This window comes from Pedobacter suwonensis (genome assembly GCF_900111825.1).
Lineage (GTDB): Bacteria > Bacteroidota > Bacteroidia > Sphingobacteriales > Sphingobacteriaceae > Pedobacter > Pedobacter suwonensis.
Window position 1 is genome coordinate 45,716 of record NZ_FOJM01000022.1, and the last position, 25,688, is coordinate 71,403.

Consider the following 25,688-nt stretch of genomic DNA (forward strand, 5'->3'; position numbering starts at 1 on the left):
ACTCCTTTGTTAATAGACTGTAATTTACCCTTAATCTCGAATTCCATATCTCCATACTCAAATCTAATTTCCTATCTTTGCAGCTTCAATGAAAAAGGTCGCATTTTATACATTAGGTTGTAAACTCAATTTCTCTGAGACTTCAACCATCGGTCGCTTGTTTACCGATGCCGGTTATGCTGTGGTAGAATTTCAGGACCAGGCTGATGTTTATGTAATCAATACCTGTTCTGTAACTGAACATGCGGATAAAAAATGCCGTAAAGTTGTTAAAGAGGCTTTAAAGTATTCGCCAAATGCCTTTGTAACCATTGTAGGTTGTTATGCCCAGTTAAAACCTCAGGAAATTGCCGAAATAGAAGGTGTTGACATGGTTTTAGGTGCGGCCGAAAAATTCAGAATTGTTGAATACATTACTGATTTAACAAAACAGCCAAAAGCGCTTGTTCATCAGCAGAATATAGAGAAAGTTAACCATAACTTTATTGCATCCTATTCAATTGGCGATAGAACGCGTACCTTCTTAAAAGTGCAGGATGGCTGCGATTATCCATGTACTTATTGTACCATTCCTTTAGCACGCGGTGCAAGCCGTAGCGATACCATTGAAAATGTGGTAAACCGTGCTAAAATGATTGCCGAAAGCGGTGTTAAAGAAATTGTATTAACGGGTGTAAATCTTGGTGATTTCGGAATCAGAAACGGGAAACGCGAAGACAAGTTTTTCGACCTGGTTAAAGCCCTGGATGAAGTGGAAGGAATTGAAAGAATTAGGATATCCTCTATTGAACCAAATTTATTAAGCAATGAAATTATAGAATTTGTAGCCACTTCAAAAAGGTTTGTTCCGCATTTTCATATTCCTTTACAATCTGGCTCTGATAAAATTTTGGGATTAATGCGCCGCCGTTATCGGAGTGATCTGTATGTAGAACGTGTTGCTAAAATTAAGGAGGTAATGCCAAACTGTTGTATTGGTGTGGATGTAATTGTAGGATTCCCCGGCGAAACGAAAGAAGATTTTTTGGATACCTATCAATTTTTAAATCAACTGGATATTTCTTATCTGCATGTATTTACTTATTCTGAACGTGAGCTGACAGCAGCGGCCGAAATGAAAGGTGTTGTAGCCGGAAGTGAACGGAATGAACGCAGTAAAATGCTTCATATCTTATCTGATAAAAAACGTAGGGCTTTCTACGAATCGCAGATTGGTAATGAAGGAGAAGTACTTTTTGAAGCAGATCAGAAATCTGGTTATATGCACGGTTTTACCAAAAATTATGTAAAAGTGCGGGCTAAATACGATCCGGTTATGGTAAACGAATTGAAAGCGGTTAAGCTTTTAGGGATTACTGCCGACGGAGAAGTGGAAGTAGCCGAATTGGAAACTACGCTGGCACATCATTAGTTTAGTCTTCAGCCCTTAGTCTGAAGTTTCTGTCAAATACCTTTTACTGTCATTCTGAACGCAGTGAAGAATCTTTTAACGTTAAGGTGTAAAATGGACGATGTAAAAAATGGACGATGGGATAGAAATATCGTGTTCCATAAATTATTAGTCTTTTAGCCTTCGTCCTTGAACATCAGTCTTTCCACTTTGGTCTTTACTCTTTCTTTCCTATCTTCGCAACAAAATATTTCTATGTTTCCTACCGTTTCACATTTTTTAGAATACCTTTTCGGCATTAATTTACCGCTTCCATTTAATACATTCGGTGTTTTTGTGGCGCTCGCGTTTGTTGCCGGTTACTGGGCTTTTACCAAAGAGCTTAAACGTAAAGAAGCATTAGGCATACTCCATCCAATTAAAAAGACCATTATAGTGGGTAAGCCCGCAACCACGTCAGAATTGATTATGAATGGCCTTTTTGGCTTTGTTATCGGTTACAAGCTGGTTTACGCATTACTGAACTATAAACTTTTTGTAAATGATGCCCAGTCCGTTTTAATGTCGACCCAGGGAAATATAATTGGTGGTTTGTTTTTTGCTGGCTTATTTGCTTACTGGGATTATACTGAAAAGAATAAGCATAAATTAGATAAACCAAAAGAAACACAGGTAATCATCCACCCATATCAGATCATGAGTAACCTGATTGTATGGGCGGCTATCTGGGGATTTTTAGGGGCGAAATTCTTTGATAATCTGGAATATTGGGATGATTTTGTTCAACATCCTATAGAACGCTTATTATCGTTTAGCGGTTTAACCTTTTATGGTGGCTTAATCTGCGGTGGCGCAGCGGTATTGATCATTGCAAAGCGAAACGGCATTAAACCCTTACATATGTTGGACGTAGGTGGACCCGGCATGATGCTGGCTTATGCAGTTGGTCGTATTGGCTGTCATATGGCAGGTGATGGCGACTGGGGCATTGTAAATCCTAACCCGAAACCGTTCTCCTGGCTGCCGGATTGGTTATGGTCTTACAAATATCCAAACAATGTGGTAGGCGAGGGTATTCCCATTCCAGGCTGTACCGGTAAGTTTTGTAACGAATTGGCACAAGGCGTGTATCCGACACCGCTTTACGAAGTGATTATATGTTTAATCCTTTTTGCCTTTCTGTGGAGTATAAGGGATAAAATAAAAGCGCCTGGTTTAATGTTTGGTATTTACATGATCTTGAACGGTGTTGAACGTTTTTGTATTGAGTTGATTCGTGTAAACTCCAAGTACCATGTTTTTGGCTTATCTTTTACACAGGCAGAAATGATTTCAACTTTTCTTGTTGTGGGGGGCATTGCGCTAAGTGCTTATGCTTTGCGGAACAAGAACCAATTAGTCCAATAAGAACCTGATAAATTCAATTAAAATCCAACAACAGCATTATTCTGTTGTTAAATAATTATGAATTACGAATTACTGTGCAATAAAGTGATCTCGATTGTTAAGCTTACCGGAAATTTTATCCGCAAAGAAGCCATGCAGTTTGATGTTCAGAAAATAGAATATAAAGGATTAAATGATATGGTTTCTTATGTTGATAAAACAGCAGAGCAGAAACTTGTTCAAAATCTGGAAAAATTAATTCCTGATGCAGGTTTTATCACCGAAGAAAAAACCATTAACCGCATTGGGAAAACCTATACTTGGATCATTGATCCCTTAGATGGTACAACGAACTTTATTCATGGCATCCCGGCCTATGGCATTAGTGTAGCGCTTTATGAAGATGGGCTTCCTGCAATAGGTGTGGTTTACGAGTTAAATCGGGGAGAGATGTTTTATTCTTATAAAGGTGGACCTGCTCTGATGAATAAAAAGGAAATTGGGGTTTCCGGCAATCCAGATTTAAAGTCAAGCCTGCTGGCTACGGGTTTTCCATATTATCAGTTTGATAAACAAGAGAAATACTTAAAATTATTAGCTGAAATGATGCAGAAAAGCCACGGAGTTCGTAGGATTGGTGCGGCAGCTATAGACCTGGTATATACTGCTTGCGGACGTTTCGATGCATTTTTTGAATATAACCTGCAGCAATGGGATTTTGCAGCCGGGTGTTTCATTGTTCAGCAAGCTGGCGGAGAAGTTTGCGATTTCTCTGGAGGTAATAATTACTTTGAGAAAAGGGAAATTTTAGCCACGAATGGAAAATTAACTGCTGAAATGCTGGAAGCGATAAAAAGATATTTTTAAATCGGCCGTAGCCTTGATTGGAAAGTTATCGAATTTTTACTGTAAATACCCTTAGATTCGCCTCACGATCAATATTGAAAGTTAAACGATGAACGGTTTTTAAAAACTGAAAGATAAATGCCTGTCAATACTTCGGTGCTAACCCATTAATCAGGTATGTGGGTTGGTATTCCTGGAAGAATAAAGTCTATATAACTACTGATATTTTTGAAATTTACCTTGATCAATCCAGTATAATATAAAGCATTTTTGAAACAATAATAAGGAAATTGGTTCAGTAAAAACTTTATTGATATAGGGTTAATTTTCTGATAATTAATAGTATATAATCTTTATTTAGCGTGCTTGTTCAGCCCAAAGAATTTTATTAAAAATCCTAATGATGACGAAGTGTTGACGTCGTAATGATCGGAACAATGCAAGCGATCAGAATAAAGAGCTGCCTGTTGTAAACCTGTTTAATAAATAAACCCGCAATCATCAGTAATTTATTATCAGTATCTGAAGATATAACCCCACTATTGTTACTACACGTATACATAATGTGTTCATCCTGATAATTACTTACGGTCCATTGTGATTTCCAGATGCCTGTTGATTTCCATTCATACTGTTTTCCGTTTGTCAGGCTGATTAATGCTTTTGATTTCCAGCTATCGTATGTAATAACAGCGATCACTTCATTCGTTTTCCGGTCGATTACCTTCGTGTTTGATTGCCAGAATCCCTCACTTACAAACTGATAATTTTGATCTTCAAACACACTTTCAGCACTGCTTGTCCACACTCCAAAAGTTATGGCCCCTTTCTGAAGCCCATCTGCAAAGAGTTTAAAATTTCCATTAAACCAATCGCTCTTCCAGTTGATCAATTTTGACATTTTAATTGTGTTTTATTTTAGATGCAGGAGGTTTAGAGTTGTTACATAAAAAAAGTGCCTATTGTTGGTAAGCACTTTTTCAGTTGGCAGTTTTCAGTTTTCAATTGGCAATTAACCAATTGTAACGGTTAACCGATAAATTAGAAATTCGGTTTAAGCACATATTTATCGTAAAAACGGAAAATATGTTCTGCAGCCTCTTCGGCAGTATCAACCAGTCTGAACAGGTTTAAATCCTCTTCATGGATATTATGCTCTTTTTGTAACATGGTTCCCTTAATCCAGTCGATTAGTCCACCCCAATAATCAACGCCTACCAGTACAATCGGGAAACGGGCAATCTTGCCGGTCTGGATCAGGGTTAGGGCCTCAAATAACTCATCCATAGTTCCAAAACCACCTGGTAATACCACAAAACCCTGACTATATTTCATAAACATTACTTTGCGCACAAAGAAATAATCAAACTCCAGCAATTTATTATGATCAATATATTTATTATGGAATTGCTCAAATGGTAACTCTATGTTCAAACCTACCGACTTACCGCCATTGGTATGGGCACCCTTGTTACCAGCCTCCATAATGCCAGGCCCACCGCCCGTAATTACACCATAACCTCTATCAGTTAACAATTTACCACACTGTTCTGCCAGTTGATAGTATCGGTTTGTTTGAGCCGTACGCGCAGAGCCATAAATGGTAACGCATGGACCAATTTTAGCTAGTTTTTCAAAGCCGTCTACAAATTCGGCCATGATTTTAAAAATTTGCCAGGAATCGGTTACTTTGATTTCCTGCCAGTCTTTGTTCTCAAAAGCACTTCTAATTTTTTCTTCACTCGTCATATACTGTTATTCTAATATTAAAATCTGGTCTGTGCATCAGTTTTTTTGCTGATGAATAACAAACCTATAAATGTGATTAAACCGTTGATTAAAATCAGTTCAACACTAAAAACATATCCTCCTAATATTTCAGCAGAATTGCTTGCAAGCAAGTAACATAAAAAAGGTGATAATAAGCAAACTATTGGCACTAATTTATCATGCAGACCGCGTTTTTTTACAAAAAGCCCAAAACTATATAAGCCCAAAAGCGGTCCGTAGGTATAAGAAGCAATGGTGAAAATTAAGCTCACAACTGATGAACTGTTCAAAGCATTGATTACAATAATCACCAGGAACATCAAAACAGAAAAAACAATGTGTACCGTATGGCGTTTTTTTACAGCATTTTCTGCATTTACATTTTCTGCTTTAGCCATGCCCAGAAAGTCTACGCAGAACGAAGTGGTTAAAGCCGTTAGCGCCGAATCTGTTGTGGCAAAGGTGGCTGCGGTTAAGCCCAGCATAAAAATAATGGCCGGAACGGAGCCTAAGTTGTTCAATGCGATTTCGGGGAACAATAAATCCGTACGAGGTTTACCTGTAACGTGATCTAAAGGAATATCAATACCATTTTTACTCGCATAGATGTATAATAATGCACCGACACTTAAGAAGAAAATATTTAAGATGACAAACACGCCGGTAAAGGTGAACATATTTTTTTTCGCTTCCTGGATGGTTCCCATACTCAGGTTTTTTTGCATCAGGTCCTGATCAAGGCCTGTCATGGCAATGGTTACAAAAATACCTCCGATAAACTGTTTGCTGAAATAGAACTTATTGATGAGGAAATCATCGAAGAAGAATATTTTAGAATAGCTGCTGTTTTTTACAGTTTCAAATGCCTGTGGAATATTGAAATCAAGACTGTTGCAAATAAAATAAATGGTGAGAAAAACCGAAAGCACAAGAAAGAAGGTCTGCAATGTATCAGTAATAATAATGGTTTTTAATCCACCTTTAAATGTGTAAGACCATATCAACGCCAACGAAATGAGTACCGTTAACCAGAATGGAACACCATAGCTGTCGAAAATAAAACGTTGCAATACGATTACGACGAGGTATAGTCGGGTTGCTGATCCTAAAGTTCGGCTCAATAGAAATATTGAGGCAGCTGTTTTGTAGCTATAATGGCCTAATCTCTTCTCAATATAACCATAAATAGAGGTTAAGTTCATCCGATAATAAAGCGGCAGTAAAACGGTAGCTATAATGATAAAACCAACCGCGTTACCCAGCACAAACTGAAAATATTGAAACTGGTTTCCGCTAGGTGCACCAACTTCTCCGGGTACCGAAATAAAGGTAACACCAGATAGTGCTGTTCCAATCATGCCGAATGCCACCAGGTACCATTTAGAATTTCTGTTGGCAACAAAGAAGGTGCTGTTGTCTGAGGATTTTTGAGAAGTTACAAACGAAATGATAATCAGTAGCAGAAAGTAGCCAATTAGAAAACACAAGAGAATGGTTGGTGACATATTTTTGATTTAAGCTGATAAATGTAAAGAAAACTATCAAATCAAGCAATATGTTATTAGTCCGGTGTCGGAAGTCAGAAGTCCGAAGTCAAAGTGAATGATAGCCATTTGCAGTTTTCAGTCGGCAATTTGCAGTTACCACTCGCTATGGACTATTGACCAATGAATCAATATCCAGTTTTCAGTTGGCAATTTGCATTTACTATGGACTATTGACCAATGAATCAATATCCAGTTTTCAGTTGGCAATTTGCAGTTACCATTTACTATGGACCAATGAACTATTCACTATTGACCAATGAACCAATATCCAGTTTTAAGTTGGCAATTTGCAGTTACCATTTACTATGGACTATTGATCAATAAACTATTGACCAATGACCATTCACTATTGAACCAATGAACCTTTTTATCTATTTTTGCACTATGAATTTTTCATCCAAACTGCTTGAAGATGCGGTAAACGAATTCTCAAAACTTCCTGGTGTAGGGCAAAAGACAGCTTTACGTTTGGTATTACATCTTTTAAATAAGGAGCAGGAGGAGGTAAATCAGTTTGGTAATACGTTTATAAAACTTAAACAACAGATTAAACACTGCAGTACCTGCCATAATATTTCCGATTACTCAATTTGTGAAATCTGTACATCGCATAAACGGGATAAAGAAACCATTTGTGTGGTAGAAGATACGCGTGATGTCATGGCTATTGAAAATACCGGTCAATATTTCGGGGTTTACCATGTTTTAGGTGGTTTAATTTCGCCAATGGATGGAGTAGGGCCTTCTGATCTGTTTATTGATGGTTTGGTAGCCAGGATGACAGCAGGGGGGATCAAAGAAGTGATTTTGGCGCTCAGTCCGAATATGGAAGGAGATACCACCTTGTTCTATCTCTATAAAAGGCTGAAAGAATTTAATGTACCGGTAACCACCATTGCACGTGGAATTGCTTTCGGAGGTGAACTAGAATATGCCGATGAAATTACCCTGGGCCGATCGATCATTACCCGCGTACCTTACGAAACTGCAATGATGAAATAATTAGCATTAGGTATAAAGTAGCAGGCATTAGGCATAAAATCACAGATTGGGACTTATCATTTACCTTCTTCTTGATACTCGATACTTGATACTCAATACTAGATACTTATTACTCCTACTCAATACTTACTACTTAATACTCACTACTACAAATGAACCTAAAGAATAAAGTAATTATCATTACCGGAGCATCAAGCGGAATTGGAAAAGCCTGCGCGGAAGAATTTGCCAGGCGTGGGGCCAATCTGGTTTTAGCTGCCCGTCAATACGTTACCCTTTGCGAAATTACTGCTGATTTAGAGAAAAAATATGGCATAAGAGCGGTTGCGGTACAAGCCGATGTGAGTAAAGAGGACGATTGCGAACTCATCATAAAACAAACCCTGGTTTCTTTTCAGAGAATTGATATTCTGATAAATAATGCCGGATTATCGATGCGAGCCCTGTTTAACGATCTGGATTTATCAGTGCTTAAAAACCTGATGGATGTAAACTTTTGGGGAACAGTATATTGTACCAAATATGCACTTCCTGAAATTTTAAAAACAAAGGGAACAGTGGTGGGCGTATCGTCTATTGCGGGTTACCGTGGTTTGCCGGGCCGTACAGGTTATTCGGCTTCTAAGTTCGCCATGAATGGTTTTATGGAGTCTTTACGTACCGAATTGCTCAAAACCGGAGTAAATGTGATGGTGGCTTGTCCAGGGTTTACGGCTTCGAATATCCGGGTAACGGCTTTATCTAAAGATGGTGCAGCACACGGCGAAACCAGTATGGACGAAGGTAAAATGATGACATCGGAAGAAGTGGCCGGGATAATTGCCGATGGCATTGAACAGCGAAAACGCACTTTGGTGATGACCAGACAAGGCAAACTGGCCGTATGGATGAACAAACTGTTTCCGGCTTTTGTAGATAACAAGGTATTTGATTTGTTTGCGAAAGAAAAGAATCCGTTGATAAAGGCTTAAGGTAGAAGGTTTAAGTGCGCAAGTTGATTATGTCTTGATACTAGATACTCGATACCTGATACTATCAATAAATCCACACTAACAACAATTTCGTTTATTAACTGTTGAGTTGGAAAACCTTTATGATGTACAAATACGTTGTTTTATTAATGCTCTTGTTTCAAACGTTACTTTCTGCTGCACAAGTTAAAAAGGTAAAAAATATCAATTATGCTGGCAACACCGATGAAGCCAATACGCTGAATATTTTTTATAAAAACGATAGTATCAAAAATAAACCCGTTTTAGTTTTTATTCATGGTGGCTCGTGGAGCAGTGGTAAAAAAGAAACGTATTGGTGGCTAGGCAGGAATTTTGCACGCAAAGGTGTGGTTACGGTCATTATTAATTATCCTTTGGCACCAAATGTTCAGTATGGAGAGATGGGCAATGATTGTGCTTTAGCTGTAAAATGGGTTAAAGAACATATTGCTGATTTTACCGGAAGTGCAGAGCAGATTTTTATAATGGGACATTCTGCAGGGGCGCACTTGGCTGAACTGATCAATGCAGATCCTAAATATTTTAATAAGGCTGGGATATCTAATCCAATTAAAGGTGTAATTTTGAATGATCCCTTCGGACTCGATATGGAAGAATATTTAACCACAGCCGAAAAAGACCATTTTTATTTCGATTTCATCCGGACCTTTACGGAACGGCCTGCGGTTTGGAAAAGTGCCTCACCCTTAGCTTATGTAAACAATATTAAAAATCCACATTTACTCTTTTATGGTAGTAAAACATATGGTGCCATTAAATTACAAACGCCGAGGTTATATGAAAAGCTTAAGGCGAACCATGTGCCTGTAGAGATAAAAGAAATTAAGGGCAAAAGCCATGTACCGATGATCAGTCAGATGATTTTTGGTGGAAATCAGTTGTATAAGGATATTTTGGATTTTATACAAAAGACATCTTCGTAAGATTTGTAAATTTTCTTGCCTCTTTGCTATTAAAGTTGACACTTCTAGATCATTTTTTAATTCCCTTCCGTTGGAGGGCTGCCTATAAGGCGGGGTGGTCTATTTATTGTACCAACCCAACCCACCTAAACCTGACAGCAGCGGAAATCCTTTTTGTTGACAGTAAACCCGAATATCCTGCCGTCTGCAGCCTATTCAACAGATTGGTGCTTCAGTATGATGGCTACGCAACAAAAAGATTGCAGCGTATGGCGGGGCTATCATAACCGACTGGCACCGTACCCTGCTTTCCAAAAAAGAAAAGAATCTTTTAAACAAAAGAGACCATTATACCGTTCGCGTAATCTTATCCAGCTTACTATAATCCATTACTATTTTACCTTCTTCATTATGGTAATGCATTTTTTCGAACTTTGCATCCATTTCTATATCTTCATCCTGATAGCTCGTGCGCGTATGAATGGTTTGGGAAAATGTATCATCAAATGCCTTAAGCATAACGAAAACTTCGACCTCTGCCTGTTGTAGTTCCGTTAACGATTTTTCGTATAAAGGACTGTCTTCTGTAATAGGGTGTACTAAAGTCCAGTTTAATGACAGGATGCCGATTTTATCGCGTTCCAGCGCCAAAGGGTAAAACCTTCTTATTTGTTTGCCATCAACGGTTTCATTGTACGACATCACCATTTGTACCTCCACCTCAATAAGCTGATTACGGCGTAAGTTAACCAAACGGCACATTAAACCATGGCCTTTTTCATAAGGTGCGATTACCATTTTTTTACTGAAATTCACTTTTGAGGTAGGTCTGCTAAAACGGCCATACAACAAACCTGTTGCCAATGCAAAAGCGAGCAGGCCCAGCATACTCTCGAAAGCAGCCAGAATACTCGTAATAAACCCCTGTGGAGAAATATGGCCATAACCCACCGTAGAAATGGTTTGAGCAGAAAAGAAAAAGGCATCAAAAAACTGATCGCGGAGTGTTAAACCTTTAGCGCCTTCTAAATTCTCGATTCCAACAACATTATATAATACTGCAAATATGGTATTCACAATAAGGTAGGCAATCAGAATAACGAAGAAAAACCTTGGCCAGCTCATGGTGACCAGACGTGTGTAGGTATCATCGAACTTAAACCAGGGCAGGCCCGTACGCTCAATATTTGCAGAACCATCCGGGTTTAGCATGCGCTGATTTTTCGTTACCGGATTGGATCCGAAACCCAGATCATCATTAAACTGTACTTTTCTTTTAAAGAAAACCATATATTTTAGAAAGATTTTGGAATATTAAAAAACTATGTCAATATTTGCTTTATACAAACATGATCATTAAAAACTTAAATAACAATTGGTGGTGGCATAACGAAATTCGTTAGGCAGATTCTATTGTTATATATTTTAAAATATTTTAAACACAACGAAGGGGATTGCCTGAAAAGCAATCCTTTTTTTATGCAATTTTTTTTTAAACGTCGCATGGTTTGTGTCACCACGAACCAGAATAAACATAAATGGTTTGTGGAGACACAACCAGCGGAATACAAAACATGAAAAAGATATTAAACCATTTATTTGAGAACAAGAGCTTTAGCAGGGAAGAGGCAAAGAACATTTTAATTTCCATTTCAGAAGGTGCATTTAATTCTTCGCAAATTGCTGCTTTTATTACGGCTTATGCCATGCGGAACATTACCGTGCAGGAACTGCAGGGCTTTAGAGATGCCATGCTGGATATGTGCCTAAAGGTAGATCTTTCCGGTTATAACCTCATTGATCTTTGTGGTACAGGAGGTGATGGCAAAGATACTTTCAATATTTCCACCTTATCTTCATTTGTAGTAGCGGGGGCGGGGCATCATGTAGCCAAGCATGGCAACTATGGGGTTTCTTCGGGCTGCGGATCATCAAATGTAATGGAATACCTGGGCTATAGTTTTACCAATGATGAAGCTACTTTAAAGCGCAATCTTGATGCCGCGGGCATTTGCTTTTTGCACGCACCGCTGTTTAACCCAGCCATGAAAATTGTAGCACCGATCCGTAAAGAGCTTGGGGTAAAAACATTTTTTAATATGCTGGGACCTATGGTTAATCCCGGGCAGCCTAAATACCAGATGGTAGGTGTTTTTAGTTTAGAACTGGCCCGTTTATATGCTTATTTATACCAGGATACCGATAAAAGTTATACCATTGTGCATGCACTGGAGGGCTATGATGAGGTTTCGCTTACCTGCGATGTGAAAACCTTTTCGAATAAGGGTGAGCAGATTTTAACACTCAACGATATGGGATTTGAAAAAGTAGACGTAAATACCATTAAAGGAGGTGATACCGTAGCATCATCGGCTAAAATATTTATGGATGTGCTTAATGGCGTGGCGACTGATGTGCAGACCAATGTAGTATTGTGCAATGCCGCATTAGCCATCCGGACCATCAAACCAGAAATGTCTTTCGCCGATTGTTTTTATGAAGCTGAAGAATCGCTCATGAACAAAAAAGCTTTGCACAGTTTTAAACAATTACTGGCATGCTAAGGTTAAAAATCTGTGGAATGCGTTTGGCCGCGAATATTGCTGCGGTAGCTGAGTTGCAGCCAGATTACATGGGCTTTATCTTTTATGAAAAATCACCAAGATTGATCAGTGAGGTTTCGGCAGAACTGATCAGATACATTCCTGCTCAAATTAAAACTGTTGGAGTTTTTGTGAACGAGGATTTAGAAAAGGTAAAAGAAAAAATAAACACATTGAACTTAAAGGCTGTTCAGTTACATGGAAGCGAATCTTCTGAATATTGTGGCGCATTAAAATTGAGTTTTCCCGCTGTAGAAGTGATTAAGGCTTTTGGGATAGACGAAGATTTCGATTTTTCAGCTTTGGAAGCTTATTTAGGTAGAATTGATTATTTCTTGTTCGACACCAAAACAAAATTACATGGTGGATCCGGAAAAACATTTAATTGGTCTGTTTTGGACCGATACACTTATACCAAACCCTATTTTTTAAGCGGTGGAATTGATTTGGAACATACCGCTGCTATTAAAAAAGTAAACGATGATCGTTTATATGCGTTAGATATTAACAGCCGTTTCGAAACAGAACCAGGTGTGAAAGATGCAGAAAAAATTAAAGAATTTATAAAAGAAATGAATAAGTAGAATATTATGTTACGATTTTAGCTGGAGATAGATCGTCATTTCGAGCGCAGCCGAGAAATCTACAATGTAAAATATAGATCTCTCTCCCGAACGTTCGGGATTGCACTTCAGTCAAGATGACAGCTACCTTAACGGCTATAAGTATGACATCCAGTTGATAAATATTATGAAATACAAAGTAAACGAAAAAGGATATTACGGAGATTTTGGAGGTGCGTACATTCCCGAAATGCTTTATCCGAATGTAGAAGAACTGCGTCAGAATTATTTAAAGATCATTGCTGATCCTGATTTCCAGAAGGAATTTCATCAGCTGTTGAAAGACTACGTTGGCCGCCCTTCGCCATTGTATCTGGCAAAAAGATATTCGGAAAGGTATGGAGTCAATATCTTCTTAAAAAGGGAAGACTTAAATCATACCGGAGCGCATAAAATCAACAATACCATCGGGCAGATTTTATTAGCTGAAAAACTGGGGAAAAAGCGGATTATCGCCGAAACTGGTGCCGGTCAGCATGGCGTAGCCACAGCAACGGTGTGTGCATTGCGTAACCTGGAGTGCGTGATTTATATGGGTGAGGTGGATATTGAGCGCCAGGCGCCAAATGTGGCCCGTATGAAAATGTTGGGTGCAAAGGTAGTTCCGGCAAGTTCAGGTAGTAAAACTTTGAAAGATGCGACCAATGAAGCCATGCGCGACTGGATCAATAATCCTGTGGATACACATTACATTATCGGTTCAGTTGTTGGTCCGCACCCCTATCCAGATATGGTGGCGATTTTCCAATCGATCATCTCTGAAGAGACCAAAAAACAACTGTTAGCGCAAACGGGTAATGATCAGCCTGATTATGTTTTAGCCTGTGTGGGCGGAGGCAGTAATGCCATGGGCATGTTCTACCATTTTATGGATGATGAAAATGTAAAGCTGATCGCTGTTGAAGCAGCAGGTAAAGGTGTATCAAGCGGATTTTCGGCAGCCACAACCTACTTAGGTAACGAAGGCGTTTTACACGGCAGTAGAAGTATTTTAATGCAAACACCAGATGGTCAGGTGGTAGAGCCTCATTCGGTTTCTGCAGGATTGGATTATCCGGGCATTGGCCCACAGCATGCACATTTATTCAAAACCGGTCGCGGGCAATATGTTTCCATTACTGACGAGGAAAGTCTGGAAGCAGGTTTATTGTGTACGAAACTGGAGGGCATTATTCCGGCGATAGAAAGTGCGCATGCGCTGGCTTATTTAGAAAAAATGCAATTCAAAGGTGGCGAAAATGTGGTGGTTTGCCTTTCAGGTCGTGGCGATAAGGATCTGGATACTTATATTAAATATTTTAATTTATAGATAGGTTTGAGACATGAGATATGAGACAGTAGATTTCCTTGCCCGGTCATCATCTCACATCTCACATCTCCAATCTCACATCTCAAAAGAAAATGAACAGAATTAAACAACTCTTCCGGGAGAAGAAAAATATATTATCAATTTATTATACTGCCGGTTATCCTAATACTGGCGATACCATTCAGATTGCGGAAGCACTGCAAAAATCAGGCGCAGATATTCTGGAAATAGGTTTTCCTTATTCGGACCCTGTTGCCGATGGACCGGTAATCCAGGCGAGTAGCAAGCAATCTTTAGATCAGGGTATGACACTTAAACTGCTTTTCGAACAGCTGAAAGAATTACGTAAAAACGTAACCATCCCGGTTTTATTAATGGGCTACGTAAATCCGGTTTTGCAGTTTGGCGTAGAAAAATTTTGCGAGGCCTGTGCTGAAGTAGGCGTAGATGGCTGTATCGTGCCAGATTTGCCAATGGTGGAGTATGAAGAGTTTTATAAAGATTGCTTCGAAAAACATAACTTGGCCAATGTATTTTTAATTACCCCTCAAACTGCTGAAGAGCGTATTCGTAAAATAGATGGTTTAACCAATGGATTTATTTATCTGTTATCGTCGTCGGCTACCACAGGTAAAAACTTAGAAGTGGGTAATACTACTGAAGCTTATTTTAGCCGTATCAAAGGAATGGACCTTAAAAATCCAACCATGATCGGCTTCGGGATCAGCGATAAACAAACTTTTGATAAGGCTTGTTCTTATGCCAACGGTGCGATTATCGGTACAGCTTTCGTTAAAGCCATATCCGAAGGAAATTTAGAAGAAAACATCAGTAACTTTATGAAAAAATTTAAGGATTAAATTTTTATTCCATTAATGATCGTCAGCTGATCAAGCATATGCAGTTTAAAAATCGAAAATGGATTTTTACCTGACAAGATTGCAAAGCTGACGATCATTTTTTAATGGCCACCATTGTTTACTTCAGATTAAGCTAATCGTTTTTAGCCAATGGAGTAAGATTTTCTGTTCCATTATTCAATATCAGTTGATCAATAATCCCTGAGATCTGCTTCGCATTTTGATAAACCATGAAGTGAGTTCCATTGTTGATCACAAAATCTGGTTTCGCTATTCTGGCATACAGAATTTTATCTTGTGTACCGTGGATATGGTAAATCCTTTCTGGTACAGTTTTGTTTCTCCAACTTAAAATGCTTCCAATAGCCCATTTTAGAAAATGAGGATCAGTATCTTCTATAATCCTGTTCAGTAATATTTTCTCATTTGACGATTTCGTACCGAAAAAATAGTGCTGCGTAAGTTTGTTTGATGCTTTTAGAAATTTAGCTGGAATAAATTTTAGTAGTTTAAATTTTCCGGCAAAGCGGTATAATCCGGGCAGATGGCTGCTTAACATCGTGCTTGAAATAATAATTGTTGCTACAGGTTTTAATCTTTTGGCCATTTCCACTGCAATCATTCCACCAAAAGATACGCCTACCAAAGCAAATGGCCGGCTGGTATCGATAATTTGGCTAAGGCGTTCAGCATAAGCTTCGAGTGACTCATTTTTATGAGGATCTATCCAGTCAATATGGATAACCGTAATCTTTTCACTCAGCTTTAATCGGGAAAAAATCCGTTGATCAGCGCCGAGGCCGCTAATGAAATAGGTATTCATTAGGCTTGTAAATTCCAGTCAATTGGTTTAAGGTTGTTTTGCACCAACAACTGATTTGCTTTCGAAAAATGTTTCGATCCGAAGAAGCCATTGTATGCAGAAAATGGTGATGGGTGAGCTGCAGTCAAAACATAATGTTTTTTCTGATCGATTAAAGTCGCTTTTTGCTGCGCATATTTACCCCACAATAAAAATACGATATGTTCTCGCTTTTGAGATAAAGACTTAATAATTTCATCCGTAAAAATTTCCCATCCCTGGTTTTGGTGTGAGCCCGCTTCTGAAGCACGAACGGTTAAAGTGGCATTTAATAGCAGAACACCTTGTTCTGCCCAGTGCGTTAAGTAACCGTGATTTGGCGTTTTAAAACCTTCAATATCAGTTTCCAGTTCTTTATATATATTTTTTAATGAGGGCGGGACTGCAACACCACGTTGCACAGAAAAAGAAAGGCCATGCGCCTGGCCAACCCCATGATAAGGATCCTGACCTAAAATCACTACTTTAACCTCATCAAATGGAGTAGTATTCAATGCATTAAATATGTCTGCACCCTTTGGATAAATAGTTGCACCTCTTTGCTTCTCCTCCTGTAAAAAAGCTTTCAGTTTTATCATATACTCTTTCTCAAATTCTTCTTCTAAAACGGCTAACCATCCTGGTTCTAATGCTGCTGACATAATGCTGATGTATATATTAATGTAAGATGTATGATGTAAAATGGATTTGGGGTAATGTCTGTAAATGAATTTTAGTCAATGGTTTGATAGATTATCGTTGATCGTTAGTGTTGATAAAAATAAGCCAACAGGTTATCGATTATCAAACATTTGGGCGATCATGAATATCAGACTATGAACCTCTAACTAAAAAAATGCTTTAAAAGTTTATGACTTTTTCTGGTATATCGCCAACAAATCGCCTTCGAGTGTAGTTTTAGGTCCTTCGGTAATCCGTCCCAATTCTTTACCTTTTTTATCAAAAACAATGAAAGTTGGCACCCTTACAATATCCAATCCATTGAGTATGCCATTTTCAGCCTTTTTGTTTCCATCAACTGCGATAATTTCTACATTTTTATCTTTAAACTGCAGGGCGTCTAAAATTTTAAGAAAGTTTGGTACGTTAGCCTTGCTGTCGCCACACCATGTTCCTAAAACAATCTTGATTTTTTCATTCTTGATCAGCTTTTTCAGTTCGATCATTGTTGCTGCATCTGGCACATATGCCTCATAAAGCGGATCGTACATTTCCTTAAATTCAGGGAAAGTGGTAACGCCCTCGCGCGTGCAGGCATTGATTAATATATCCTTGTTGTGTACTTCGTCGTGTATTTTCTTGTTCAGGTCTTGTGCAGAAACATTCATTGCAAATATGATTAGGGTTATGGAGAAGAAGATTTTCATAGTTAGTAGATTTTTTTTGAGCTTTTAAATTTTTATTGAAATTATTGTTTTAAAATCTAATTTGTGCCATTTAAACACGATATTTGCAAAAAAAAATAATTAGGATAAAATTTATGCCAAATATCATCAGATTAATTGCGGGGTTTGCTTTACTGGGTGGCGCAGTAGCTTTATTTATTTTCGGTTTCTGGCCATGGGGTATTATTGCCATTTTATTGGGGATAATTGTACTGATAACCTATTTCTTTAATGAAAACATGCTTTTAGCACAATGGTTTCTTAGAAAAGATAACATGCCCAAAGCAAAAATGTTTTTAGACCGTATTACCAATTATGAAACGCAGTTGATTAAAGTTCAGCACGGTTATTATAATTTGTTGATCGGGTTAATTGAAAGTAGAACAGCGCCTATGCAGAGTGAGAAGTATTTCAAGAAATCGCTTGCATTGGGTATGCAGATGGATCATAATATTGCTTTGGCAAAATTAAGTTTAGCAGGTATTGCAATGGCTAAACGTAATAAACGCGAAGCAACGATGTACCTGGCAGAAGCTAAAAAAGCAGATAAGAATAAATTGCTGGCCGATCAGATTAAACAAATGAAAGACCAGATGGGTATGATGGATAAACAGCAGCAAGTTCGTTACAGATAGTATTGATCACATCTCTTTATAAAGCCATTTCAAATTGAGATGGCTTTTTTATTGGGTTAAATCTTAATGTACTTGGTTTTTTGCATAGGTTTTCTACGCTATGATAACAATGTTGTTTTTAGGAAATGAGCGTTTAATGGTTCCTGGCGGCTTGCGGCCCCGCTTTCGCTTATAGTCCTCTCCCGACGGAATGTCGGGATCAGGGCTATTCCGCTCAATACCATATAAGACATGGTAGTGCATATAGCTTATATGCTGCTTATATTTCTTATATGGTTTAATATCTCGGGAGATGAGCATCTGTATTTTTTTAAAAAGGATCGTCGTTACGTATAAAATCAAAACCAAATTCTACTTTCCATTGTAGTTTATATAAAATTAAAATACTATGGCAACATCACAAGAAGGGAGTACCAACAATACTCAGGAAGAAAATAATATCCAGGATCTGGGCGGTAAAGAAGCTATCGAAAAGCTGAGAACATTGGCTGAAAAAGCTGAAAGTTGCTTTTTCTGTACCAATATTAAAACAGGCGTGCCGCTATCAGTCAGGCCAATGGCCATTCAGCAAGTTGATGATGAAGGTAATATCTGGTTTATGAGCATGAAAGACAGTCATAAAAATGAAGAAATTTCGGCTGATCCTTTTACACACTTGTTGTTTCAGGCCGGAGCACATTCCGGTTTCGTAAATATTTATGGCATTTCAGAAATCAGCAGGGACCAGGCTAAAATCGATGAGCTTTGGAGTCCGTTTATTAAAACCTGGTTTCAGGGAGGGAAAGACGACCCGAATATCACATTGATCAAAGTGATTCCGTCAGAAGGATATTACTGGGATACCAAACACGGTACAGCTGTAGCATTTTTGAAAATGGCCGCGTCCGTGATCACCGGTAAAACGATGGATGACTCGGTAGAAGGATCTTTGGATGTTGACTAGAAAGGTTAATTGTCCAAACTGGTTAACCGGTTAACTGTTTAAAATAGTTAATCGGTTAGCCCAATCGTAAAGCTGAATTCATTTCAGCATCTAGCTAACAGACCTTGAAATAAATCCGATTGCTATCGGATCCGGGTGACGTATAGGCTGTTATTTGTCTCCTAAATAGTCAAAACCTTCAAAGTCTTCCCGTTGGGCTCTTTTACCTAAGATATCATCTTCTTCAACCTCTTTTCTGGAGAAAAACAGTGCTTCGGCCTGGATTCTTTTTATCAATTGGCGGACCAGCGTTAAATCGAAAGCATCTTTACTCAATTTAATGCAGTATTCTCTTTCGTTGATTTCTAAACTTGAAGTATTCATATCGCAATGACTTTAATGATCAATTGCTGTAAATATAGAAAAGGCTTGCTAAACAATTGTAAGCAAGCCTTTTAAGTTTGTGTTATGTTTTTGTTAAAAATCAGGCTAATGTTTTACCTGAAAGTTAACAAATTCATTATTTATGGGATAGAAATAAGCCGTCATCTGTTTTGGTAACTTTCAAAATGCCTTTTCCGGTTAAGGCTTTTAGCGTAGTATCCCATTTTTTATTGCTCCATTCAGTCAACTTAGCCTTCACGTCAGTTAACAGGTACTGCTCGTTTTCTTTTACTAATGCATACAACTCACTTTCTTCAGCACTCATTTCAATTTTCTTTTTCTCCGGGCGCATCTGTGGGAAGAAAAGAACTTCCTGGATAGTACTTTGGTTAGTCATTAACATCACCAAACGGTCTATACCAATACCCAAACCAGAAGTAGGAGGCATACCATACTCTAAAGCACGTACAAAATCATCATCCATGGCCATAGCTTCGTCATCGCCTCGTGCAGCCAACTTTAACTGGTCTTCCAAACGTTCCTTCTGATCAATCGGATCGTTTAATTCCGAATAAGCATTGGCAATCTCTTTACCATTTACAAACAGCTCGAAACGTTCCACCAAACCTTCTTCAGTACGGTGTTTTTTAGCCAGAGGTGTCATTTCTATCGGGTAATCGGTAATGTAGGTAGGCTGTATTAAATTTGCTTCCACTTTGGCACCGAAAATTTCATCGATTAATTTACCTCTGCCCATGGTATCATCAATTTCTATATCCAGAGCTCTACAGGTTTGTGCAATCTCATCTTCCGTCATTGCAGAGACATCAATTCCTGTATATTTCTGGATGGATTCGTACATGGTTAGTTTTTCGTAAGGTCCTTCGAAATTAACTTCGTTCGCACCAACTTTTACCACTGCAGATCCTGTTGTTGCAATTGCCACTTGCTCTAAACATTCCTCTACCATCGCCATCATCCAGATATAATCTTTATAGGCCACATAAATTTCCATTGAGGTAAATTCAGGGTTATGGGTACGGTCCATTCCTTCATTACGGAACATTTTACCAAACTCATACACACCATCGAAACCGGCAACGATTAATCTTTTTAGATAGAGTTCATTTGCAATACGCAGATAAAGCGGCATATCTAAAGTATTATGATGCGTAGCAAACGGACGCGCTGCCGCACCACCATGGATAGGCTGCAGGATTGGGGTTTCCACTTCCATCCAGCCCTGGTTATCAAAATAATTGCGCATGGTATTAATTACCTTGCTCCGTTTAATAAAGATCTGTTTGTAGTCAGGGTTTACCGTTAAATCCACATAACGCATGCGGTAACGCAATTCCGGATTGGTAAATCCATCATATACGTTTCCTTCATCATCACGCTTTACAATCGGCAATGGGCGTAGTGATTTTGAAAGTACCTTAAATTCAGTTACATGTACGGAAATCTCGCCTGTCTGGGTAGTGAAAACATAACCTTTAACGCCAATGAAATCGCCGATATCCAAAAGTTTTTTAAATACGGTGTTGTATAGGGTTTTATCTTCGCCAGGACAAAGTTCATCACGCTTCAGGTAGATCTGAATCCTGCCGGTAGAATCCTGTAATTCAGTAAAAGATGCAGCACCCATAATATTCCGGCTCATAATTCTACCGGCTAATACTACTGTCTTGTATGCTGTCTTATCTGATTCATAATTAGCTAATATATCTGCTGCATAAGTATTTACTTCATAAGCTTCTGCAGGATAAGGTTCAATGCCTAATGCACGTAATTGTTTTAGCGACTCACGTCGTAATTGCTCTTGTTCTGATAATCCTATACTCATTTCGGGTATTTTTTGCAAAAGTAAGAATTTGCAATGTGTTTATTAATGTAATGGATATCATTTCCAACATCATTTTTTTGAAAAGACACCTTTGGGCAAAGATAAGAAAGGTATTGCAATTAATAAATGCTTAATTTCATATAAAAATGCCTTTTAGGACGTGAAAAAACAACGGGATAAAAATGTGAAATTTAAGATACCCAGGGTATTTATTCTACAATGATAGAGTGGAAGCAAGAATGCTCTTAGGGTAAACCAGAGCAATTTTATGGGTAAGCGATATGAATTTAGTGTTTTATGGATGTTATATTTGCCTGAATGATTTAGCCCTTAAAAAACTATGCCCGATATAAAACAAATACCGCTTTCCAGTTTTGAGTTTTTAAGATTGTTAAAAAATAACAATGAACCCAATTGGTTTAATGATCATAAAACGGCCTATCAGAAGGAGCTAGGCTACATAGAATCTTTTGCGCAGCAGTTGTTGGATTTAATGAATACCCATGATGTAATTGAAACAGCATCCGGAAAGAAAAGTTTATACCGGATTTATCGGGATACGCGTTTTTCAAATGATAAAACGCCCTACAAAACACATTGGAGCGGAAGTTTTAAACGTGCTGGCAAACAAAGGAGAGGTGGCTATTATTTCCATATCGAACCAGGCAATAGCTTTGTGGCAGGTGGCTTTTTCGGGCCTTCGCCGCAAGATCTAAAACTAATAAGGGAGCAGATCAGTTTTGATGCCGCGCCTTTGCGGGAAATACTAAGTGTAGAATATTTTGCCTCTTTTTTCGGGGCATTGAAAGGAGAACAATTGAAAACAGCTCCAAAAGGCTTTGATTCAGATCATCAGGACATCGATTTGCTACGCTACAAACAATTTTTGTTGATTCATCAATTTACCGACGAGGAAGTTTTGAGTACGGACTTCCTCGGCTACTGCAATCAGGGATTTAAAAATATGCGTCCCTTTTTTGACTACATGAGCGAAATATTAACAACTGATGCAAATGGCATGGACCTGTAACTGATGCTTTATAAATAAAGGCCACAATTAAAATTTATAATGATGGCCCTTTAATTATGATTCCGCTTCTATACCTTCTTCATACATTTCATCAATTGCTTCGGCATATTTTTTTTCTACAATGCGGCGTTTAACCTTTAGGGTTGGAGTGATTTCCCCTTCATCGATATTGAAAGGATTGCGCTTGATCTTAAAGTTCTTAATGCGCTCAAATTTTGCCAGTTCGTTAGATATTTTCTTAATGTCCTGCTCCATCCAATCGATAATTTCAGGATTGCTGATAAAAGGATCGGCCTCTTCAAAAAATGAAGGTTTAAGTTTAAAGGTTTCTTCGAGCGTTTCGCGGTTTGGAATAATGATGGCCGTAATAAACTCACGTTTATCGCCGATCAAAAACAATTGATCGATCTTTGGGCTTTTTAGGTAAATGTTTTCTACAGGGGTAGGATACACATTTTTACCGTAGGCATTTACGATCATGTTTTTTAAACGATCGGTGATCTGAAGATTACCCTTGTAAAAACGGCCAATATCACCCGTGTGGAACCACATATCTTTATCAATCGCCTCGGCAGTTTCCGCAGGCTTGTTGAAATAACCTTTCATTACGCAATGGCCACGTACAATTACTTCACCTTCTGCACATTCAAAATCTTCGCTAAAAGTATTATGTGTTTGAATGCTGATCATTTCTTTACTCTCCACATCTTGTATCGCTACTTCAATGCCGGGAATAATCCGACCGACGGTGCCATAAACCTGTCTGTGGTATTCGGTAACCGACATTACCGGTGAAGTTTCGGTTAATCCAAAACCTTCCAATATTTTAATGCCAAGATCGCCAAAAAATTCCCCTACATTTTTAGGTAGAGCAGCGCCGCCAGAAATCATGAATTTTAATCTTCCACCGGTTTTTTCCTTAATCTTGCTGAACACTAGTTTCTCTGCAATGCCTTTTTTTGCCGATAGGATCAGACCTGGGTTTTCACCGGCCTCTTTTGCTAGCCTATACTTATTGCCAATTTCCAGTGCCCAGATAAATATTTTCGCTTTTGTGCCGCCGCCTGCAGTACCACCTTTAATTGCTTTGTCATGTATGCGTTCCAGTAATCGCGGTACACAACTCATTACGGTAGGACGAACTTCGCCCATGTTTTTGGCCAGTAGTTCTAAACTTTGTGCAAAAGCTATCTTACAGCCCTGGGCGCAGCAAACATGGTAAGTTGCGGTACGTTCGAAAACGTGCGATAACGGTAAGAAAGAAAGGAAAGTTTCAGTTTGATCGATTACCGGAATTTGCTGCAAACACACCTCTACATTTTTTACAAAATTATAGTGGGTAAGCATTACACCCTTCGGAGTTCCTGTTGTTCCTGAAGTATAAATTAATGAGGAAACATCCTGCGGAAGTACAAGGCTCCTGCATTGGTCAATTTCGGCCCTTTCGGCTGCTGTAATTTGATGTTTAAGCGCTAAGATATCAGAAAAAGCAATTACTTCTACATTTACATCTGCTGGGATTGTAACCTTTTCAAAATCTTTGAAAGCAGGAATGATATATTTTAATTCTTTACAATTTGCCGCAACTTTTAAAACCTTGCGGTAAAGAAAATTATTCCCAACCAGAATAGCTTTTATGCCTGAATCGTTAATAATATAGGCTACTTCCTGTTCGGAAAGTGTAGGATAAATAGAGACATTAATTACACCAATTTGCTGAATACCCTGGTCATAATAGACATATTCCGGAGAATTCTCAATCATTAAACCCAAACGATCGCCTTTTTCGATCCCTTTTTCCAGAAAAAATGCAGAAACTGCATCCGCTCGTTTTAAAGTATCTTCATAAGAAATTTCTGTCCATTCTGCTCCCTGTTTGTGGATTAAGAACGTTTCCTGAGGTTTGTGGATATTTTTAACAACATTCCGCAATAAGGTTGGAACAGTTGAAAATTCGTTTATTAATGGCATGCTCGTAATTGGTTCGCTGATAATAATTAACAATTATAAGGCTTTTTGGTTTAATAATGGCAATTGTATCATCAACCTGTTCCAAAATTTTTTTTAAAATAAAATTTAATAGCCTGTAAAATATCGTCAGAAAAACGGACACTGGCTTCGTTGAAAAACTGATGTAAATACCTGATTTTAGGTAGATCGATATGGTGGTTTCCCGTTATTTTTAATCCAGGGTTGCCAAATTATTAGTTATGGCATTACAGTTGCAAATCTGCATTTCAGTACTTAAATTAAAAATTGTATGATGAAAAAACCAATAACAAGATTAACTATGGTAGTTAAAGGATGTGCATTTGCTTTAATAGTAGGTTTGGTGTTGCAACTGACGGCTTGCTCTAAAAATAACAATATTAATCCGAGCGATGAAGAAATCTTAAGCAAGAAAATTGAGGATATTATCCCGCAAAAGTATGTGGATAGCTTGACCAAATTAGGTTTTACGATAAATAAGGGTACTACGCCCCCAAATATTGATGGCGCATACTTATTTAAGCCTTTTACCATAAAGAGCAGTAATATACCCAACGATCCCTATCAGCCTGGTTATGTGCTTAATGATGGGGTAATTAAACTTTATGAGCAAAGTACTACTGATTTCAGCATTAAAATGTTGGGGAAAAACTTTATTGGTGCTGCAGATACCAGCGTGGTAACCGCCATTAGTGGAGGTGGAAATAAATTTACCGTTTACGGAAAGGTAAAAGCTTACAGAAACGGTGGATATAGTTTTTACGCTTTTTTAATGTCAGGAGAAAAAGATGGCAATAACATTAAAAACGGAATTGCGGGGATCATAAACATCGACGATTCTCATGCCGGATTTGGTACCATTGCAGAGGGACAAGGCAGGGTTGCATTTGATGGCGATTACACTTCTGAGCCTACAGATTTCAATAGCAAAATGGCCGTGATTACCGAAAGAGGTATCATGAGCAGTAAACCATTCCAACTCAAATAACAAAAAAAAGCGGCTCGGAAAATATCCAAAGCCTCTTTTTTGTATATATTGTCTAGTCCTAATATAGCGATACAAAAAACTAGTATCCTTATGGAGGAAAAAACAAATTATTCGAAACGTAGTCAGAAAGATTACACCTTAAGCTTTAAACTTCAAGTAGTTAGCGAGGTTGAAAATGGGACATTGAGTTTATCTCAAGCTAAAGTTAAATACGGTATACAGGGTGACAGCACCGTTCGTAAATGGTTGCAAAAATATGGTAACTTTGATTGGGAGCATAAATCTCCTTTTCATATGCCCAAGACACCTGAACAGAAAATCCTGGAGTTGGAAGCTAAACTCAAACTCCTGGAGAAACAAAATGCTTTCCTGTCTGCCCAGAACAGTAGAGCGGAC

The 25,688-nt window shown here is 38.3% G+C and carries 24 protein-coding genes and 1 pseudogene; 15 read left to right on the forward strand and 10 right to left on the reverse strand.

The features are described 5' to 3' along the window. Positions 1-88: 88 nt before the first annotated feature. From mtaB to BM107_RS22770, 3 genes are all read left to right on the forward strand, one after another. Entirely contained in the window at positions 89-1,411 is a 1,323-nt protein-coding gene (gene mtaB / locus BM107_RS22760) for a tRNA (N(6)-L-threonylcarbamoyladenosine(37)-C(2))-methylthiotransferase MtaB (protein WP_090987660.1), read from the forward strand. A gap of 234 nt (positions 1,412-1,645) precedes the next feature. Continuing rightward, positions 1,646-2,797 (forward strand): prolipoprotein diacylglyceryl transferase, encoded by a 1,152-nt coding sequence (locus tag BM107_RS22765; protein ID WP_090987662.1) that lies wholly within the window; start codon positions 1,646-1,648, stop codon positions 2,795-2,797. A 57-nt stretch (positions 2,798-2,854) separates the two neighbouring features. After that, on the forward strand, positions 2,855-3,643 hold the full coding sequence (locus BM107_RS22770) for an inositol monophosphatase family protein (RefSeq protein ID WP_090987664.1): 789 nt from the start codon (positions 2,855-2,857) through the stop codon (positions 3,641-3,643). Between the two features lie 376 nt (positions 3,644-4,019). On the opposite strand, the gene BM107_RS22775 is transcribed toward BM107_RS22770, so the two are convergent. The 3 genes from BM107_RS22775 to BM107_RS22785 form a co-directional block, all read right to left on the reverse strand. Continuing rightward, positions 4,020-4,523 carry a hypothetical protein gene (locus BM107_RS22775; RefSeq protein ID WP_090987666.1) on the reverse strand — a complete coding sequence of 168 codons (504 nt, stop codon included), beginning with the start codon at positions 4,521-4,523 and terminating at the stop codon, positions 4,020-4,022. 140 nt (positions 4,524-4,663) lie between these two features. Continuing rightward, complete coding sequence (locus tag BM107_RS22780; RefSeq protein WP_090987668.1) at positions 4,664-5,371, reverse strand: LOG family protein; 708 nt, start codon at positions 5,369-5,371, stop codon at positions 4,664-4,666. 17 nt (positions 5,372-5,388) lie between these two features. Beyond that, positions 5,389-6,897: a sodium:solute symporter gene (locus BM107_RS22785; protein ID WP_090987671.1), complete on the reverse strand. Its 1,509-nt coding sequence runs from the start codon at positions 6,895-6,897 to the stop codon at positions 5,389-5,391. Positions 6,898-7,323: 426 nt separating this feature from the next. Between BM107_RS22785 and recR the strand changes: the two genes are divergently transcribed. The 3 genes from recR (at position 7,324) to BM107_RS22800 (ending at position 9,877) form a co-directional block, all read left to right on the forward strand. Continuing rightward, positions 7,324-7,941, forward strand: a complete 618-nt coding sequence (gene recR, locus BM107_RS22790) for a recombination mediator RecR (protein ID WP_090987673.1) — start codon at positions 7,324-7,326, stop codon at positions 7,939-7,941. Between the two features lie 152 nt (positions 7,942-8,093). Continuing rightward, entirely contained in the window at positions 8,094-8,912 is an 819-nt protein-coding gene (locus BM107_RS22795) for an SDR family oxidoreductase (protein WP_090987675.1), read from the forward strand. 122 nt (positions 8,913-9,034) lie between these two features. After that, complete coding sequence (locus BM107_RS22800; RefSeq protein WP_244278892.1) at positions 9,035-9,877, forward strand: alpha/beta hydrolase; 843 nt, start codon at positions 9,035-9,037, stop codon at positions 9,875-9,877. A gap of 327 nt (positions 9,878-10,204) precedes the next feature. Here BM107_RS22800 and BM107_RS22805 read toward each other — a convergent pair whose 3' ends face one another. Continuing rightward, on the reverse strand, positions 10,205-11,146 hold the full coding sequence (locus BM107_RS22805; protein ID WP_090987679.1) for an ion channel: 942 nt from the start codon (positions 11,144-11,146) through the stop codon (positions 10,205-10,207). 284 nt (positions 11,147-11,430) lie between these two features. Here BM107_RS22805 and trpD point away from each other — a divergent pair, with 284 nt between their 5' ends. The 4 genes from trpD (at position 11,431) to trpA (ending at position 15,251) form a co-directional block, all read left to right on the forward strand. Further along, entirely contained in the window at positions 11,431-12,420 is a 990-nt protein-coding gene (gene trpD / locus BM107_RS22810; RefSeq protein WP_090987709.1) for an anthranilate phosphoribosyltransferase, read from the forward strand. Next, entirely contained in the window at positions 12,414-13,043 is a 630-nt protein-coding gene (locus tag BM107_RS22815) for a phosphoribosylanthranilate isomerase (RefSeq protein WP_244278894.1), read from the forward strand. The genes trpD and BM107_RS22815 overlap by 7 nt, the downstream gene beginning before the upstream one ends. A 166-nt stretch (positions 13,044-13,209) precedes the next feature. Then, entirely contained in the window at positions 13,210-14,391 is a 1,182-nt protein-coding gene (gene trpB / locus BM107_RS22820) for a tryptophan synthase subunit beta (protein ID WP_208864448.1), read from the forward strand. 92 nt (positions 14,392-14,483) lie between these two features. Beyond that, a complete protein-coding gene (gene trpA / locus BM107_RS22825; RefSeq protein WP_090987681.1) occupies positions 14,484-15,251 on the forward strand; it encodes a tryptophan synthase subunit alpha in 768 nt (255 codons plus the stop codon). Positions 15,252-15,384: 133 nt separating this feature from the next. Here the strand turns inward: trpA and BM107_RS22830 are convergent, their stop codons facing one another. The 3 genes from BM107_RS22830 to BM107_RS22840 all read right to left on the reverse strand — a co-directional run bounded on the left by BM107_RS22830 (position 15,385) and on the right by BM107_RS22840 (position 17,480). Continuing rightward, on the reverse strand, positions 15,385-16,074 hold the full coding sequence (locus BM107_RS22830) for an alpha/beta fold hydrolase (protein ID WP_090987683.1): 690 nt from the start codon (positions 16,072-16,074) through the stop codon (positions 15,385-15,387). Next, positions 16,074-16,754, reverse strand: coding sequence for a uracil-DNA glycosylase (gene ung / locus BM107_RS22835; RefSeq protein WP_090987686.1), 681 nt, complete (start codon positions 16,752-16,754; stop codon positions 16,074-16,076). The genes BM107_RS22830 and ung overlap by 1 nt, the downstream gene beginning before the upstream one ends. Before the next feature lie 207 nt (positions 16,755-16,961). Further along, on the reverse strand, positions 16,962-17,480 hold the full coding sequence (locus BM107_RS22840) for a thioredoxin family protein (protein ID WP_090987688.1): 519 nt from the start codon (positions 17,478-17,480) through the stop codon (positions 16,962-16,964). A 113-nt stretch (positions 17,481-17,593) separates the two neighbouring features. Here BM107_RS22840 and BM107_RS22845 point away from each other — a divergent pair, with 113 nt between their 5' ends. Further along, a complete protein-coding gene (locus tag BM107_RS22845) occupies positions 17,594-18,133 on the forward strand; it encodes a hypothetical protein (RefSeq protein WP_090987690.1) in 540 nt (179 codons plus the stop codon). 388 nt (positions 18,134-18,521) lie between these two features. Continuing rightward, positions 18,522-19,076: a pyridoxamine 5'-phosphate oxidase family protein gene (locus BM107_RS22850; RefSeq protein ID WP_090987693.1), complete on the forward strand. Its 555-nt coding sequence runs from the start codon at positions 18,522-18,524 to the stop codon at positions 19,074-19,076. A gap of 150 nt (positions 19,077-19,226) precedes the next feature. On the opposite strand, the gene BM107_RS22855 is transcribed toward BM107_RS22850, so the two are convergent. Further along, a complete protein-coding gene (locus BM107_RS22855) occupies positions 19,227-19,439 on the reverse strand; it encodes a hypothetical protein (protein WP_090987695.1) in 213 nt (70 codons plus the stop codon). A 136-nt stretch (positions 19,440-19,575) separates the two neighbouring features. Continuing rightward, positions 19,576-21,285: a lysine--tRNA ligase gene (lysS, locus tag BM107_RS22860; RefSeq protein ID WP_090987697.1), complete on the reverse strand. Its 1,710-nt coding sequence runs from the start codon at positions 21,283-21,285 to the stop codon at positions 19,576-19,578. Between the two features lie 340 nt (positions 21,286-21,625). On the opposite strand from lysS, the gene BM107_RS22865 reads away from it, so the two are divergent. Next, positions 21,626-22,315 (forward strand): DUF2461 domain-containing protein, encoded by a 690-nt coding sequence (locus BM107_RS22865; protein WP_090987700.1) that lies wholly within the window; start codon positions 21,626-21,628, stop codon positions 22,313-22,315. A gap of 54 nt (positions 22,316-22,369) precedes the next feature. On the opposite strand, the gene BM107_RS22870 is transcribed toward BM107_RS22865, so the two are convergent. Continuing rightward, positions 22,370-24,286, reverse strand: a complete 1,917-nt coding sequence (locus tag BM107_RS22870) for an AMP-dependent synthetase/ligase (protein ID WP_090987702.1) — start codon at positions 24,284-24,286, stop codon at positions 22,370-22,372. Between the two features lie 292 nt (positions 24,287-24,578). Here BM107_RS22870 and BM107_RS22875 point away from each other — a divergent pair, with 292 nt between their 5' ends. After that, positions 24,579-25,292 (forward strand): hypothetical protein, encoded by a 714-nt coding sequence (locus BM107_RS22875; RefSeq protein WP_090987704.1) that lies wholly within the window; start codon positions 24,579-24,581, stop codon positions 25,290-25,292. A 90-nt stretch (positions 25,293-25,382) separates the two neighbouring features. Next, positions 25,383-25,688: pseudogene (locus BM107_RS22880) on the forward strand (IS3 family transposase); the annotation flags it as partial.

Bases quoted from the DNA above. Each gene is read 5' to 3' on its own strand.
- mtaB (WP_090987660.1), top strand. From the start codon at position 89: ATGAAAAAGGTCGCATTTTATACATTAGGTTGTAAACTCAATTTCTCT.
- BM107_RS22765 (WP_090987662.1), top strand. From the start codon at position 1,646: ATGTTTCCTACCGTTTCACATTTTTTAGAATACCTTTTCGGCATTAAT.
- BM107_RS22770 (WP_090987664.1), top strand. From the start codon at position 2,855: ATGAATTACGAATTACTGTGCAATAAAGTGATCTCGATTGTTAAGCTT.
- BM107_RS22775 (WP_090987666.1), bottom strand. From the start codon at position 4,523: ATGTCAAAATTGATCAACTGGAAGAGCGATTGGTTTAATGGAAATTTT.
- BM107_RS22780 (WP_090987668.1), bottom strand. From the start codon at position 5,371: ATGACGAGTGAAGAAAAAATTAGAAGTGCTTTTGAGAACAAAGACTGG.
- BM107_RS22785 (WP_090987671.1), bottom strand. From the start codon at position 6,897: ATGTCACCAACCATTCTCTTGTGTTTTCTAATTGGCTACTTTCTGCTA.
- recR (WP_090987673.1), top strand. From the start codon at position 7,324: ATGAATTTTTCATCCAAACTGCTTGAAGATGCGGTAAACGAATTCTCA.
- BM107_RS22795 (WP_090987675.1), top strand. From the start codon at position 8,094: ATGAACCTAAAGAATAAAGTAATTATCATTACCGGAGCATCAAGCGGA.
- BM107_RS22800 (WP_244278892.1), top strand. From the start codon at position 9,035: ATGATGTACAAATACGTTGTTTTATTAATGCTCTTGTTTCAAACGTTA.
- BM107_RS22805 (WP_090987679.1), bottom strand. From the start codon at position 11,146: ATGGTTTTCTTTAAAAGAAAAGTACAGTTTAATGATGATCTGGGTTTC.
- trpD (WP_090987709.1), top strand. From the start codon at position 11,431: ATGAAAAAGATATTAAACCATTTATTTGAGAACAAGAGCTTTAGCAGG.
- BM107_RS22815 (WP_244278894.1), top strand. From the start codon at position 12,414: ATGCTAAGGTTAAAAATCTGTGGAATGCGTTTGGCCGCGAATATTGCT.
- trpB (WP_208864448.1), top strand. From the start codon at position 13,210: ATGAAATACAAAGTAAACGAAAAAGGATATTACGGAGATTTTGGAGGT.
- trpA (WP_090987681.1), top strand. From the start codon at position 14,484: ATGAACAGAATTAAACAACTCTTCCGGGAGAAGAAAAATATATTATCA.
- BM107_RS22830 (WP_090987683.1), bottom strand. From the start codon at position 16,074: ATGAATACCTATTTCATTAGCGGCCTCGGCGCTGATCAACGGATTTTT.
- ung (WP_090987686.1), bottom strand. From the start codon at position 16,754: ATGTCAGCAGCATTAGAACCAGGATGGTTAGCCGTTTTAGAAGAAGAA.
- BM107_RS22840 (WP_090987688.1), bottom strand. From the start codon at position 17,480: ATGAAAATCTTCTTCTCCATAACCCTAATCATATTTGCAATGAATGTT.
- BM107_RS22845 (WP_090987690.1), top strand. From the start codon at position 17,594: ATGCCAAATATCATCAGATTAATTGCGGGGTTTGCTTTACTGGGTGGC.
- BM107_RS22850 (WP_090987693.1), top strand. From the start codon at position 18,522: ATGGCAACATCACAAGAAGGGAGTACCAACAATACTCAGGAAGAAAAT.
- BM107_RS22855 (WP_090987695.1), bottom strand. From the start codon at position 19,439: ATGAATACTTCAAGTTTAGAAATCAACGAAAGAGAATACTGCATTAAA.
- lysS (WP_090987697.1), bottom strand. From the start codon at position 21,285: ATGAGTATAGGATTATCAGAACAAGAGCAATTACGACGTGAGTCGCTA.
- BM107_RS22865 (WP_090987700.1), top strand. From the start codon at position 21,626: ATGCCCGATATAAAACAAATACCGCTTTCCAGTTTTGAGTTTTTAAGA.
- BM107_RS22870 (WP_090987702.1), bottom strand. From the start codon at position 24,286: ATGCCATTAATAAACGAATTTTCAACTGTTCCAACCTTATTGCGGAAT.
- BM107_RS22875 (WP_090987704.1), top strand. From the start codon at position 24,579: ATGAAAAAACCAATAACAAGATTAACTATGGTAGTTAAAGGATGTGCA.